This window comes from Maritimibacter sp., from assembly GCF_016774595.1.
Classification (GTDB): domain Bacteria; phylum Pseudomonadota; class Alphaproteobacteria; order Rhodobacterales; family Rhodobacteraceae; genus Maritimibacter; species Maritimibacter alkaliphilus.
In genome coordinates, this window is record NZ_JACBWT010000001.1 from 908,587 (window position 1) to 922,657 (window position 14,071).

Sequence of the window (14,071 nt, forward strand, 5' to 3'; positions counted from 1 at the left end):
GACCCCCGGCGCACCGCTCAATCCGCGTCCTGCACGACTTCGGCAGTGGAACCTACCTTTTTCTGCACCACAACAAGCGCGGCGGCGATTGCGAGGCCAATAAAGTCGGTCGTCCATCCGGCGAAGATCATGGCAAGGCCCGCCACCAGCAGCGCGAGGCGCGCGGCCCAGCCGGCGTGACCGAAGAACCATCCTTGCACGGCGGCCGATAGCAGATACACTCCGAGCACGGCGGTCACGGCCACATGGGCGATGGCAAGCCAGCTTCCGTTCAGAAGCATCGCGGGCGAGAAGAAGAACATGTACGGCACGACGAAGGCGGCCAAACCGATCTTGAAGCTTTCGACGCTGGTACGGATCGGATCGGACCCGGCGAGCGCGGACCCGGCATAGGCGGCAAGCGCGACGGGCGGCGTGATCGCAGACATCACCGCGAAGTAGAAGATGAACAGGTGCGCGGTCAGCGGCTCGACCCCAAGGTTGATGACCCCCGGCGCGATCACGCTGGCGGCCACCGCATAGGCCGCCGTCGTCGGCATCCCCATGCCCAGAATGATCGACACCACCATCGCGAAGAACAGGGCGAGGATCTGGCTCTGATCGGCAAGCGTCAGCAGCACCGTCGAAAACCGCGACCCGATCCCGGTCAGCGCGATGACCCCCACGATGATCCCCGCCGTCGCGCAGACCGCGACCAGTTGCAGCACCATCCGGGCGCCACTGTCGAGCGCATTGAAAAGCTGTTTCGGCCCCATCGCGTGCGGCGTGAGCCAGGACACGACCGCCGCCGTCGCCATGGCCAGCGTGCCGCAGCGGATCACCGAATACCCCATGAACAGCGCCCCGATCAGCACCACGATCGGGCTGAACAGGTAGATCTGCTTGATGAGAACGTCGAGTTTGGGCAACAGCTCGCGCGGGAGCCCTTTTATGTTGGCCTTCTGGGCCGCCATGTCGACCATGAAATAGACCGACACGAAGTAGATGATCGCGGGGATGATCGCGGCATAGACGATGTCCATGTAGGCGATGCCCGTGATCTCGGCCATGATGAAGGCGCCGGCCCCCATGATCGGCGGCATGATCTGCCCGCCGGTCGAGGCGGCCGCTTCGACCGAGGCCGAGGTCTGCGGCTTGTACCCCACCTTCTTCATCATCGGTATGGTGAGCGACCCGGTCGCCACGACATTGCCCGCCGAGGTGCCGTTGATCATGCCCATGAGGCCCGAGGCGAAGATCGCCACTTTCGCAGGGCCGCCGCGCCGGTGGCCCGCGGCCGCGAAGGCGAGATTGACGAAATACTCTCCGACCCGCGTGGTTTGCAGGAACGCCGCGAAGATGACGAAGAGGATGATGTAGGTGGATGAGATCGCGGTGGGCGCGGACAACACGCCGTTGTCCGTGAAGATGTACGAAAAAAAGCGTTTCGGATCATAGCCGCGATGTTCGAATATCCCCGGCAGCCACGGCCCGAGAAAGGCGTAAGCCACGAAGACGCCCGCAATGATCACGAGGGCAAGGCCCGCAAGACGCCGTGTCAGTTCGATGATCAGAAGAACGCCCGTGACGGCGGCCCACATATCGCCCGGCAGGGCCATGGGCATCCCCGCGCGCAGCTGAAGCTGGCGGGCGAAGAAGATGAGATAGGCGGTCGCGGCCAGTGCGGCCAGCGCCAGCAGCGTGTCGCCCAGGTCATAGACCTGCCGTTTGGGCCCGGGCGCGAACCAGGCGGCGGCGATCACCAGCGCGGAGCCGCCCGCAAGCGGGATGCCGAAGGTGCTCATGGCCCAGGCGGGGGGCAAAGCCTCGCCAAACACGCGTCCGTTGATCCAGATGGCGACCACACAAAGCAGGCCGTAAAGGATGCCCGCGCCGCCGACAGCGACCGCACCTTTGGCCCACAGCGGCCGCCCGCCATGGCGATCCCCATGATAGCTGTGCGCCGAGAACAGGAGGAACCCAAGGATCAGGCCGCCGCCGACATGGCTGAGCCGATAGCTCCAGGTTTCCAGCGGATAGACGTTCATCACCATCAGGTGAAAGACCGAATATCCGACGGCGAGCCACGCGATGACGTGGCCGCGAAGACCCGCGAAGTCGCGTTGGTTTGCCGAAATCGGATCGGTATCGACATTCGCGCGGGCCGTTTCCCTTTCGATCTCGGACAGATCGGTCGCGCCCGACGCGGCGTTGCTGGGCTGCTGGGTCATGGAAACCTACTTCTCAAGAGAGTTCAGGTGCAGGCACGGCCAGCGCAAGGGCCAGCCGTGCCGCAGAAGTGGGTGAGTTACTTAAGGTTGTCGGGAATCTGATGCCCGTTTTCCTCGAACCACTTCACGGCACCCGGATGGAACGGGATCACCTGATTTTTCAGTACGTTTTCGGCCAGCGTTTCCTTGGCCGCCGCGTGGTTGGTCACCATACGGTCATGGTTTTCCATGGCCAGCGCGGTGATTTCATAGGCAAGGCTGTCCGGCATGTCCTGATGCGCGATGGCGAAGTTCCACAGCGACACGGTCTGCAGGTCGTCCGGCTGATCCTCATAGGTGTTGGCCGGGATGGTGAACGGCGCCATGGCAGGCACAATCTCCATCATCGCGTCGAGCGTGTCCTGATCCATCGAGATGAAACGCACGTCGTTTTCGACCGCAAGCTGGGCATAGGCGCCCGTCGGCAGACCGGCGGCATAGACGAAGGCGTCGATCAGGCCGTCTTTCAGCTGCCCGGCGGTGTCCGACCCACCGGCGTTCGAGATTTTCACGCCGTCATAGCCTTCGGCGTTCTCGAAAAAGCGGGTCCAGTAGGTGGCCGAGGTGCCGCCCGCCGGGCCGACGCCCACGCGTTTGCCGGCCATGTCCTGAAAGCTTTCGATATCGGAGCTGGCCAGCACGGCGGCTTGCAGTGGGGTCTGGTACATCGGGAATAGGGCGCGCACGTTTTCATGCGGTACGCCCGGCATGAGGGGGCTTTCGCCCTTGCGCGCTTCGTCCGCCGGTCCGAGCGTGACGAAACCAAGCTGGTGCTCGCCGGTTTCGACAAGCGTCACGTTCTGGACAGGGCCGCCAGTGATTTCGGCACCTGCATTCACACCGAGCGCTTCGGTGATCATCGCGCCGAAGCCCGAACCATAGCCAAAGTACGTGCCGCCCTGCGACCCGGTGCCGATGGTGATCGACGATGGCCAGCTGTCACGGTCCTGAGCCGTGGCGGCAACAGCGCTGACGGCAAGCGCACCGGCGGCGAGAATTACATTCATTTTCATCGGGCTTTCCTCCTCCGTTAGCCTTCCTGCGGGCCTCTCCAAGCCAGCAGGAAAGTGACGTTCAAACTTGAGCAGCGCAGCGGGTTTCGCTCAATGCGCGTGCGATTATATTCAAGATTGATATAATTTAATCCGCGCCGCCGGAGGCGCCTGACCAGGCTCCCTCAGGCCGAGGCTTCGATCTCGTCTAGGTGCCGCTCCAGCACGTCGAGCACCTGATCGCGCCGTGGGTCCCGCGCCCCCTGCGGCCAGGCCGCAGCCAGGACCAGTTTCGAACGGGTGACGCCCTCGCGCGTGAGCAGCGGCACGAAGACGACACCAGCCACACGCAGCCGCTCGGTCCAGCGCGGAACAATTGCCAGCCCGGCGCCCGAGGCGACAAGGTTGACGATCGTGTGCTTTTCCTCGGCCATTTGGGCAATACGCGCCGTCAGCCCGGCATCCATGAACAGCTTGATGGTCAGGTCATGCGAATGGGGGCGCGAGCGGCGGTCCGGCACGATCAGGTCCTGATCGTCAAGGTCTTCGATGCGAATCTCGGACCGCGCGGCCAAGGGGTGGGTTTCCGGCAGGGCCACGACCGCCGTTTCGAAAAACAGGGTGCGAAAGACGATCTTCGGGTCGCGCACATCGGGCGGGCGGCAAATCGCAAGGTCGAGGCTACCGCTCAGAAGCTTGGGCAGCAGGTGCATCGTTTTCTGCTCGATCAGCTGCACCTCGATCTCGGGCGCTTCGGCCCTGAGATGGGCCAGAAGCTGGGGCATCAGACCGGCGGCGGCGCTGTCGATGACGCCGACGCGCAAGGGATGCCCGGCGGTCAGCCGAACCGCGCGCGCCTTTTCCTCGAACGCGTCCGACAGGGCGACAAGGTGGCGGGCGTCCTCGAGTATCGTCTGGCCTGCTTCGGTCAGGGACACGGCCCGCGTCGTGCGATGGAAAAGGGGCGTATCCAGCCGCGCCTCAAGGGTCTTGATCTGCCGACCCAATGAGGCCGGGAGCATGTCGAGCGCGCGCGCGGCACGGCCGAAATGCAGCGTGTCGGCCGCCGCCAGAAAGCACTTGAGTTGGTCGGTATCCATGTCGCACCTCAGAATTATACGAGTTTTGTATATAATCGGCTGCGAATTGAGAAGTGCCCTGATCCTTCTTTAGACCTTTGGGCAAAGCGAACGTAAAATAACCGTCGGGAGGACGAACATGTCGAAGGTCTACAGAGCGCCGGCCGATGGCACATCCGGGCAGGCGGGCGAGGCGACGCGCGATACCTCGGCCAACAAGACCTACAAGATTGCAGCCATTCCCGCAGACGGGATCGGGCCCGAGGTGATCGCAGCTGGTTTGCAGGCTCTCGAAGCCCTTGCGCGGCGCGATGGCGGTTTCACCATCGACGTGACCGAGTTTGACTGGTCGTCGGAACGCTACAAAAAGCTGGGCGCCCTGATGCCCGAAGACGGACGCGACCAGTTGAAAGATTTCGACGCGATCTTCTTCGGGGCCGTCGGCGCGCCGGACGTGCCGGATCACGTCACGCTCTGGGGCTTGCGTCTGCCGATCTGTCAGGGGTTCGACCAATACGCCAACGTGCGCCCGACCAAGATCCTTCCCGGCATTTCCTCGCCCCTCGCGGGCGTCGGACCCGGCGATCTGGACTGGGTCATCGTGCGTGAGAATTCCGAAGGCGAATATTCGGGCGTCGGGGGGCGGGCGCACCGTGGGATGCCCGAAGAGGTGGCGACCGAGGTGTCCATCTTCACGCGGACCGGCGTCGAGCGGATCATGCGCTACGCCTTCGCGCTCGCGCAGTCGCGTCCGCGCAAGTTCCTGACCGTCGTGACCAAGTCCAACGCGCAGCGGCACGGCATGGTCATGTGGGACGAAATCGCAGCCGAAGTGTCGCAGGATTTCCCTGATGTCACATGGGACAAGATGCTGGTCGACGCCATGACCGTGCGCATGGTCAAGGACCCGAAGTCGCTGGACACTATCGTCGCCACCAATCTGCACGCCGACATCCTGTCGGACCTTGCCGGGGCGCTGGCGGGTTCGCTGGGGGTGGCACCGACAGGCAATATCGACCCCGAACGGCGCTTTCCCTCGATGTTCGAGCCGATCCACGGCTCGGCCTTCGACATCACCGGCAAAGGGATCGCCAACCCGGTCGCGACCTTCTGGACCGCCAGCCAGATGCTGGAGCATCTGGGCGAAGCGGACGCGGCGACGCGCCTGATGCGCGCGGTCGAAAAGGTCTGCGCTGACGGGGTTCTGACACCGGACGTGGGCGGAAGCGCCACGACGCAAGAGGTGACCGACGCCGTATGCGAAGCGATCCGCGGCGACAACATCTAAGCCGCCCATCATGACACGCGCGAACGCTCAGGACCTGCTCCTGACGATGTTCCGGGCTGCCATCTCGGCCGCCGATCCACGGGACGTCCTCACCCCTTATCTGCCCGAGAAACCAGAAGGGCGCATCATCGTCGTGGGTGCGGGCAAAGCGTCGGCGGCCATGGCGCGGGCGGTCGAAGCGGCCTGGCCGGACGTGGACATGACGGGCGCGGTCGTGGTGCCCTACGGCCACGGCGCGCCGACCAGCCGCATATCCGTGCTGGAGGCCGCGCATCCCGTACCGGATCGTGCGGGTCTGGCCACTGCCAACACCCTGATGGAGCTTGCGTCGGGGGCTAGGCAAGGCGACCTCGTCCTTGCGCTGATCTCAGGCGGGGGGTCGGCATTGCTGCCCTGTCCGCAGCCGCCGCTGACCTTCGAGGACGAAGTCGCCATCAACCGGCGCCTGTTGCGGTCCGGTCTGGCCATCGACGACATGAACAAGATCCGCCGCCGGATGTCAGTCATCAAGGGCGGCGGGCTGGCCCGCGCAGCAGCGCCCGCGCGGGTCGTGACCTTGGCAATCTCGGACGTGCCGGGCGACGATCCCGCCGCAATCGCATCGGGTCCCACAATACCTGATCCGTCTGCGTCCGAGGATCTGTCCACTCTTGCCGCCGCTCTGGGCGACGGCCTGCCGGAGGGTTTTCTAAGCCTACTCGCTGCGCCGGACGTTGAACGTGACACAGGCCCCGCGGATGTCCGCCTGATCGCAACGCCGCAAATGGCCTTGGACGCAGCGGCCGCAACGGCGGACCTGTCGAACGTGCATCCGGTCCTTCTGGGCGACGCCCTTGAAGGCGAGGCGCGGGAGCTTGGCCGCGTGATGGCGGGCGTGGCGCGATCCGTCGCCGCGCACGGCGTGCCCAGCCGCCCGCCTGCGGCGCTCATCTCCGGCGGCGAAACGACGGTGACCATAGGGGCCGGGACACCGGGGCGCGGGGGCCGCAACACCGAATTCCTGTTGTCCTTGGCGCTTGAACTGGACGGTGCGAAGGGCATCTACGCAATCGCAGGCGACACCGATGGAATTGATGGGAGTGAGGATGCCGCAGGGGCCATCATCAGCCCGGATACACTTAGGGACATGCGACGAGCTGGCATAGACCCAACTGCTGCACTCGCGGCGCACGACAGCTATTCAGCGTTCGATGCGATCGGAGCGCTGATCAAAACCGGCCCGACGCTTACCAATGTAAACGATTTTCGCGTGATCCTCATTACCGATTAGCGGATGGAGCAACAGCAACCCGTGGAATAGTGGTGTCCCGCGACGCCTCAGACGCGCTCACAAAAGAAGATGGCTTAATGTGAACAACTTGGCGAGTTCGGGCGACCCCAAAAACCTGACAGGTTTCGACATTGGAATCCGACGACGCGAGATTTGCGCTGAGCTTCTTGCAAACCAGTTCTTTCAACTGCACCGTCGAGGCCACTTAGCGACGCGCTAGATCAAGCGCGACGTCGACAATCATGTCCTCCTGACCGCCGATAATCCCGCGCTTACCCACCTCAACGAGAATCTCACGCGCATCGACACCGTGGATTTTCGACGCCACCTCGGCATGTCGCAAGAAACTGGAATAGACCCCGGCGTAGCCCAGCGACAGGCTTTCGCGGTCAACCCGCACTGGCCTGTCCTGCAACGGGCGCACGAGGTCGTCTGCGGCATCCATCAGCGCGAACAGATCGCAGCCGTGGTCGTATCCCATCTTGTCCAGCACCGCGATGAGCGCCTCGAGCGGCGCGTTGCCCGCGCCCGCGCCCATGCCCGCGAGCGAGGCATCGACACGTCGCGCTCCTGCCTTGATCCCGGCAATTGCATTGGCCACGCCGAAGGTTAGGTTGTGGTGGGTATGCACGCCCACTTCGGTCTCGGGCCGCAACGCCTGCCGCAGCGCACCTGCGCGTTCGGCATAGTCCTCGGGCAGCAGCGCGCCTGCGGAATCGGTGACATAGACGCAGGCGGCGCCATAGCTTTCCATAAGCTTCGCCTGCGCGACTAGTTCGTTTATGGGCAGCATATGCGCCATCATCAGGAAACCGGCGACGTCCATGCCCATTTCACGTGCCGCCGCGATATGCTGGCGTGACACGTCGGCTTCCGAACAATGGGTCGCGACACGGACCGAGCGCGCCCCGGCCTCAAAGGCCCGGCGCAGATCCTCGACCGTCCCGATGCCGGGCAAGAGCAGGACCGTAACCACGGCTCGGTCGCAGACCTCGGCCACCGCCGCGATCCACTCCATATCGTCTTGCGCGCCGAAGCCGTAGTTGAAGGACGCGCCCGACAGCCCATCGCCATGCGTGATCTCGATGGCGTTCACTCCCGCCCGGTCCAAGGCGCGGGCGATGTCGCGGGTCTGATCCAGCGAATACCGATGCCGGATCGCGTGCATCCCGTCGCGCAGGGTGACGTCCTGAATGTAAAGATCGCTCATGCGTGAACCTCCTCCTGCCGGGCCGCCCAATCTTCTGCCGTGGCGAGCGCCGCCGATGTCATAATGTCGAGATTGCCCGCGTAAGCAGGCAGGTAATGCGCCGCCCCTTCGACCTCGAGCATCACCGTGGTCTTCAGCCCGCTGGTCGCCCCCTGCCCCGGCACGTTGACCGGATGGTTGTCACCAATCACCTCGAACTGGACCTTTTGCTTCAGGCGGTAACCCGGCACATAGCTTTGCACCCGCGCCACCATCGCCTCGACCGACGCTTCGATGGCTTCTGGCGTGCCGCCACGCGACAGGCAGATGACCGTGTCGCGCATCATGACCGGCGGCTCGGCGGGGTTCAGAATGATGATCGCCTTCCCGCGTGTGGCCCCGCCCAAATCCCGGATCGCTTGCGAGGTCGTCTCGGTGAATTCGTCGATATTGGCCCGCGTCCCCGGCCCTGCCGACTTGGACGCGATCGATGCGACGATTTCGGCCCACATGACCTCGTCCGTGGCCTGCCGCACCGCATGAACTATGGGAATCGTCGCCTGACCGCCGCAGGTGACCATGTTGACGTTCAGCGCATCCATCGTCTCGGCGCCGTTGATGACGGGGATGGTGAAGGGGCCGACGGCGGCAGGGGTCATGTCGATGACCTTTTTCCCGTCCGCCGCGAGCGCCTTAGCATGGGCCGCATGGGCCGGGGCCGATGTCGCGTCGAACACCACGTCGATCTTGTCGTAGCCCTCGAACGCCCGCAACCCGTCGATCCCGGTATCGATGGCCGCAACCCCCAGCCGATTGGCCCGCGCCAGCCCGTCCGACGCGGGATCGATACCCACCATCGCGACGATGTCGAGGTATGCGGCGTTGCGCATGATCTTGATCATCAGGTCCGTGCCGATGTTGCCCGACCCGATGATCGCGCATTTTCGTTTGGCCATATCGTCCTCCGTGATGTGCGTCGCGAACGGTCGCGAACCACCCCTGTGTGGCGCCACACTATGCGCGGCGCCGGCTGCCTCGCAAGATTAAATACATATTTTCATACTTATTGACATTTATCCATTTGCGCCGTTACCTGATTGCGCGATGCAGGGAGGACATGCAGCATCGCAAGACAGGAGGAGTTCCAATGTTCACAAGACTTGCGAAAGGTTTTCGGGGGGCCGCGACGGCCACCGCATTCGCCGTTGCAGCAGGATTCGCGGCCCAGACGGCCACCGCCGCCGAGCTGATTTTCAACAACTACGCCCCGCCGCCCTCGCCAGTCACGAAAGTGCTGTTCGAACAATTCGCGGCCGATATCGAAGCAGCCACGAACGGCGAAGTGACGGTCACGATCCCTGCCACCTCGATGGCGCCGGTGAACGGCAACTGGGAGTTGGTCACGAACGGCATCGTCGATGTGGTGAATCAGGCGGCTTACGTTATGCCGCAGCAGTTCAAGCTACAGAGGCTGGCCGAATTGCCATTCAATACGCTCTCGGCCGAGGCTGCTTCGGTCGCGCTTAACCGCACATATGACAAGTATTTCGCCGAGTCGGGCGAATACGATGGGGTCAAAGTCTTGGCATTCACCGTCTTCGCCGGTCGCCAGATCATGAACAACGTGCGCCCGATCGAGACGATAGAGGATTACGCAGGTCTGAAGATTTGGACCACGCCCGGCCCGCTTGCCGCCGCTGCCGATGCGCTCGGTGCCACCGCCGTCCCCGCGCCGTTCCCCAAGCTGTTTGAGTTCGCGTCGAAAGGCACCGTGGACGGCATGATGTACACGCCCTCGACCGCGCGCTCGTCGCAGACCGGGGACTATGTACAGTACTACACCCACATCCCCGGCGGTCTTGGGTCGATCAGCTTTGCCATGGTCATGAACCAGGACAGCTGGGACCGCCTGTCGCCCGAGCATCAGGAAGCGATTCAGACCCTCGCCGACGACCTTCCGTCAAAATACGGCAAGGTGCAGGACGGGGACGAAGAAAGCGCGCTCGGCATGATCGGTGTCGAAACACTGGACGCTTCGCCCGAACTGGTCGCGGCGATCGAAGAACGCCTTGCAGGCTTCGAGGCGGGCTGGATCGAGACCGCTAAGGGCGCCGGTATCGAGAACCCGCAGGAGGTTCTGGACTACTACCGCGAACAGATGGAACTTGCAGCTGACGCTGCGACCAACTGATCGCAGCTTGCAAAGGGGGGCACCATGTTGACGACGCTTTACCGGATCATCGCCGTGATTTCCGCCGTCGCCTTGGTGTCCCTCACCCTTCTGACGACTGCCGATGTCGTCGCACGCTATGCGATGTCCGCCCCAATCCACGCGGCGATGGAGGGTATTTCATATCTTCTCGCCCTCTTGATCCTCGCAGGCTACGGCCTCGTCACCCGTGACCGGACGCATATCGCCGTCGGTATCCTGCCAGAAATCTTCCCCCGGATCGCCAAAGTGGAGCGGCACGTCACCGCGCTTTTCACGCTGGGCGGCACGGTTCTCATCACATGGCTGCTCTGGAAACAGGCCAGCAGCCACCTTGCGCGCGGCCAGATGGGCGAGACTGTCCCTGTTCCGCTTGGCTGGATCATCCTCGGCCTGACGATCCTCTCCGCCGCCGCGATCCTTTTCGCGCTTCGCACCGTATTCCGGCCCGAACCGGCCTCGGACACCGACCACTAGGACCACGAACAGATGATGATTGCACTGGTCGCTGTCGGCCTTCTTGCCGCAGCCATTCTGACGCGTATCCCGCTCGGCTTCATCTTGATGGCGGCCGGAATCGTAGGGATCGCGATGATCCATCCGCGCGGCTTCGACGCGGGGCTCCTGATCGCCGAGCAGCAGTTGCTCGAGGTCGTCACCGACTTTCAGCTGTCGGTCCTGCCGCTCTTTATCCTGATGGGTGTCTTTGTCGCCCGCGCGGGGCTCGCCGACGACCTGTTCGACGCCTGCTACAAATGGCTGGGCCATCTGCGCGGCGGTGTGGCCATCGGCGCGGTCGCGGCCTGCGCGGGCTTTGCAGCCATGTCGGGATCGACCGCTGCCTCGGCCGCCACAATGTCCAAGGTCGCGATGCCCGCACTCAGACGGTTCAAATATGACATGGGCTTCGCAGCCGGCACAATTGCAGCGGGCGGCACGCTGGGCATCTTGATCCCGCCCTCCGGCGCGCTGATCGTCTATGGACTGCTGACCGAGACCAGCATCGCGGACCTTTTCATGGCCGGTCTAATCCCCGGCATCCTGTCCGCGCTGGCATATATCGCGGTGGCTTTTGTGGTCGCTACGCTGCGGCCCGATTGGGGGCCGCGCGGCGAACGCTTCTCCATGCAAGAAAAGCTCGTCTCGCTGTCCAAGGTCTGGGCCGTCGGCGCGCTCTTCCTGTTCATCATCGGCGGCATCTTCATCGGCCTTTTCACCACGACCGAGGCCGCGGGCATCGGAGCCTTCTGCGCTTTCCTCATCGCGCTCCTGCGCCGCCGGATGACCACCCGCATCTTTTTCGACGCGCTGGTCGAGGCCGCCAAACTGTCGGCTATGATCTTCATCATGATCGCGGGCGCGCTGACCCTGAACCAGTTCGTCAACTTTTCGGGCCTGCCCCGCATGGCGGTCGAGTTCGTCACGTCGCTCAACCTCTCGCCGGTCGAGGCGCTGCTCTGCATTCTGGCGATCTACGTGGTGCTCGGCATGTTCATCGACGGCTTCGCGATGATCTTTCTGACCGTGCCGGTGTTCACGCCGGTGATCGTGGCGCTCGGCTTCGATCCGATCTGGTGGGGCATCCTGCTCGTGATGGTGGTGGAGTTCAGCCTCATCACGCCGCCCGTGGGGCTGAACCTTTACATCATGAAGTCGATGAACCCGGACATTCCGATCACCCGCATCTTCATCGGGGTCGCACCCTACTATGTCGCCGACATCGCGCGGATCGTTCTGATGATCCTCGTACCGGGGCTCGCGCTCTACCTGCCGGGTGTTCTGAACTGATCAGGCGCGCCCGGCCCGGTCGGCGTAGTATTGCCACGCACGGGTCATCGGGTTCGGCGCAAGGTTCACGTCCTTCGACAGGCGCTGCTCTTCCTCGCTCAGGAACACCGGCTCGCCGATGCGCCGCGCTTCGGCCAGCACTTGCGCGTTGACCCCCAGATAGATCGCCTTGAGCGTCGCCTCGCGCACGTCGCGGCCAACGACGACCGAGCCGTGACCGCGCATCAGGATCCCGTCCCGCAAGCCCAGCGCGCGGGCGAGGTTGTCACCCTGATCGCCATTCGAGACCAGCATGTTCGTGGCGGGACCAAAGGCATCGCGGATATCCCAGACCGGCACCTCGGCCCCCACGATGGCCCCCAGATGGGTCACGGGGCGCAGAGGTTCGCGGGTCACGGCAAAAGGCAGGATCTCGCGGGCATGGCTGTGGACCACGGCAAGGACGTCGGGCCGCTCAGCATAGATCGAGCCGTGGATGAAACGTTCGAGATAGGGTTTTCGGTCGTCCTCGCCCACCACGCCGCCATCGTGCGTGAAGGTCATGATGTCGTCGCGCGACACGAGCTCGGGGCTGCGTGACTGCGACAGAAGAAAAAGCGCGGGGTCGTCAGGGTGGCGAATGCTCACATGCCCAAAGGCGTCCAGCACGCCCTCATGCGCCAGAATGTGGTTTGCGGTCACGAGGTCCGCGATCAGCTCGTCGAGTGTCATATTCTATCCTCCCAGACAAATGCAGGGGGCCGACATGCGCCGACCCCCTGCCCGATGCCAAACGGCGGCATCCTCACGCAGGCTTGTGCCCGCGCTCACGCAACATCCCGTAGTAGTCCAGCCGCCGAAAGCCGGAGTAGTTCCGGATCAGAAGCGGGTGCAGACCCCATTCGTAAACGGTGGCGAGGTCGTCGGCCTTCAGCGCCTCGATCTCTTCCGCCGCCATGTTCATCTCGGCCCCGACCGCGTCCGGGTCGTCGGCATAGCGTTGGCGCAGCCCCTCGTCCTTGTCGAACTGGTAGAGAAAGCGCTCAAGTCCCCTGCGTCTCTTGCTCATGTGAACTCCACCGCGCCGATCCCCGTCTTCCAAGCCGACACCGGCTCATAGGTCAGCGTGTGCGACCGCGATTTGCCGCTGGCGGCCGCCGCGACGAGCCAGTTGCGGATCTCACCCGCGCCGTTGCCCGCGCTCTCGATCACCGTGTCGCTGTCGAGCGCGGCCAGCCCGGCGAAATCCCCCGCCTCCAGCCCGGCAAGGAAATCGCGGTCGAACTCCTCGTTGATCAGCCCGGTTTGCGGCAGGCCGATCCAGTGGCTGAGGCCCCCGGTGCCGACCACGCCGACCTTGCCCGCCAGCCCCTGCTCACGCAGCACGGCCCCCAGCGCCTCGCCGAACGCAAGGCACCGCTGATGTCGCGGCAAGGGCGGGATCGTGCAGTTCACATAGACCGGCAGCACGGGCAGGCGCACGTGTTTGAACAGAAAGTTGAGCGGGCAGTTGAACGCGTGATCCAGCCGCATCTCGGCCACGCCCGCCACGTCGAAATCACGCTCCAGCAGCCGCGCGACCACGTCTTCGCCCAAGCCCTCGACCGCCTCGTAACTCGTCTTCTCCGTCCCAGCCTCGCCCCATGACGGAAACGCCTCGCCGGTGCCGATGGCAAAGGCGGGGACGGTTTCGTAGGAGAAGGTCATCATGTGGTCGGTGCCGACCATCACCAGCACCTCTGCGCCCGATGACTTAAGCGTCCGGCTGAGCCTGTCGAACGCGCCGAACACCCGCTCGGCCTGTGACGGGTCGGTGTCCTCGGGCAATCGCATCATGGCCGCCGTGTGGGCCATGGCGGCGCTCCAGACGATCTCGCTCATGCGGTCCTCCTCTGCCCGGCTGCTGCGGGCCATGCCTTGTTTCGGCCAAGTCTAAGCCGCCCATCCGGGCATTACAATCATTCATTCATACTTTTAGCCTTTTTAATGATTCCTTGCGCATCGTGCTTGCGGCAGGTATCGGCCTGT

General features: G+C 63.9%; 13 protein-coding genes. 5 read left to right on the plus strand and 8 right to left on the minus strand.

Annotated features, from left to right (window positions below; all coding sequences use genetic code 11):
- Positions 1–17: 17 nt before the first annotated feature.
- The 3 genes from HOY44_RS04505 to HOY44_RS04515 form a co-directional block, all read right to left on the minus strand.
- On the minus strand, positions 18–2,210 hold the full coding sequence (locus tag HOY44_RS04505) for a TRAP transporter permease (protein WP_287433293.1): 2,193 nt from the start codon (positions 2,208–2,210) through the stop codon (positions 18–20).
- A 77-nt stretch (positions 2,211–2,287) separates the two neighbouring features.
- Positions 2,288–3,262 carry a TAXI family TRAP transporter solute-binding subunit gene (locus tag HOY44_RS04510; protein WP_287433294.1) on the minus strand — a complete coding sequence of 325 codons (975 nt, stop codon included), beginning with the start codon at positions 3,260–3,262 and terminating at the stop codon, positions 2,288–2,290.
- Positions 3,263–3,426: 164 nt separating this feature from the next.
- The gene (locus tag HOY44_RS04515) at positions 3,427–4,341 is read right to left on the minus strand and encodes a LysR family transcriptional regulator (protein WP_287433296.1); all 915 of its coding nucleotides are present in this window, start codon (positions 4,339–4,341) and stop codon (positions 3,427–3,429) included.
- Positions 4,342–4,459: 118 nt separating this feature from the next.
- Here HOY44_RS04515 and HOY44_RS04520 point away from each other — a divergent pair, with 118 nt between their 5' ends.
- Together HOY44_RS04520 and HOY44_RS04525 are read left to right on the plus strand one after the other, a co-directional pair.
- The gene (locus HOY44_RS04520) at positions 4,460–5,608 is read left to right on the plus strand and encodes a tartrate dehydrogenase (RefSeq protein WP_287433298.1); all 1,149 of its coding nucleotides are present in this window, start codon (positions 4,460–4,462) and stop codon (positions 5,606–5,608) included.
- A 10-nt stretch (positions 5,609–5,618) separates the two neighbouring features.
- Positions 5,619–6,878: a glycerate kinase type-2 family protein gene (locus HOY44_RS04525; RefSeq protein ID WP_287433300.1), complete on the plus strand. Its 1,260-nt coding sequence runs from the start codon at positions 5,619–5,621 to the stop codon at positions 6,876–6,878.
- Positions 6,879–7,083: 205 nt separating this feature from the next.
- On the opposite strand, the gene dmpG is transcribed toward HOY44_RS04525, so the two are convergent.
- Both dmpG and HOY44_RS04535 read right to left on the minus strand, forming a co-directional pair.
- Positions 7,084–8,088 carry a 4-hydroxy-2-oxovalerate aldolase gene (gene dmpG / locus HOY44_RS04530; protein WP_287433301.1) on the minus strand — a complete coding sequence of 335 codons (1,005 nt, stop codon included), beginning with the start codon at positions 8,086–8,088 and terminating at the stop codon, positions 7,084–7,086.
- The gene (locus HOY44_RS04535) at positions 8,085–9,023 is read right to left on the minus strand and encodes an acetaldehyde dehydrogenase (acetylating) (RefSeq protein ID WP_287433302.1); all 939 of its coding nucleotides are present in this window, start codon (positions 9,021–9,023) and stop codon (positions 8,085–8,087) included. The genes dmpG and HOY44_RS04535 overlap by 4 nt, the downstream gene beginning before the upstream one ends.
- Before the next feature lie 191 nt (positions 9,024–9,214).
- On the opposite strand from HOY44_RS04535, the gene dctP reads away from it, so the two are divergent.
- Genes dctP through HOY44_RS04550 form a run of 3 tightly spaced genes read left to right on the plus strand, consistent with a single transcriptional unit; the run spans position 9,215 to position 12,064 of the window.
- Complete coding sequence (dctP, locus tag HOY44_RS04540; protein ID WP_287433303.1) at positions 9,215–10,258, plus strand: TRAP transporter substrate-binding protein DctP; 1,044 nt, start codon at positions 9,215–9,217, stop codon at positions 10,256–10,258.
- Between the two features lie 24 nt (positions 10,259–10,282).
- Complete coding sequence (locus HOY44_RS04545) at positions 10,283–10,753, plus strand: TRAP transporter small permease (RefSeq protein ID WP_287433305.1); 471 nt, start codon at positions 10,283–10,285, stop codon at positions 10,751–10,753.
- Between the two features lie 12 nt (positions 10,754–10,765).
- Positions 10,766–12,064: a TRAP transporter large permease gene (locus HOY44_RS04550; RefSeq protein ID WP_287433306.1), complete on the plus strand. Its 1,299-nt coding sequence runs from the start codon at positions 10,766–10,768 to the stop codon at positions 12,062–12,064.
- Here the strand turns inward: HOY44_RS04550 and HOY44_RS04555 are convergent, their stop codons facing one another.
- The 3 genes from HOY44_RS04555 to HOY44_RS04565 form a co-directional block, all read right to left on the minus strand.
- The gene (locus HOY44_RS04555; RefSeq protein WP_287433307.1) at positions 12,065–12,775 is read right to left on the minus strand and encodes a class II aldolase/adducin family protein; all 711 of its coding nucleotides are present in this window, start codon (positions 12,773–12,775) and stop codon (positions 12,065–12,067) included. It abuts the gene before it with no gap.
- Between the two features lie 73 nt (positions 12,776–12,848).
- Positions 12,849–13,112 (minus strand): hypothetical protein, encoded by a 264-nt coding sequence (locus HOY44_RS04560; RefSeq protein WP_287433308.1) that lies wholly within the window; start codon positions 13,110–13,112, stop codon positions 12,849–12,851.
- On the minus strand, positions 13,109–13,924 hold the full coding sequence (locus tag HOY44_RS04565; protein WP_287433309.1) for a DODA-type extradiol aromatic ring-opening family dioxygenase: 816 nt from the start codon (positions 13,922–13,924) through the stop codon (positions 13,109–13,111). The genes HOY44_RS04560 and HOY44_RS04565 overlap by 4 nt, the downstream gene beginning before the upstream one ends.
- Between the last annotated feature and the right edge of the window lie 147 nt (positions 13,925–14,071).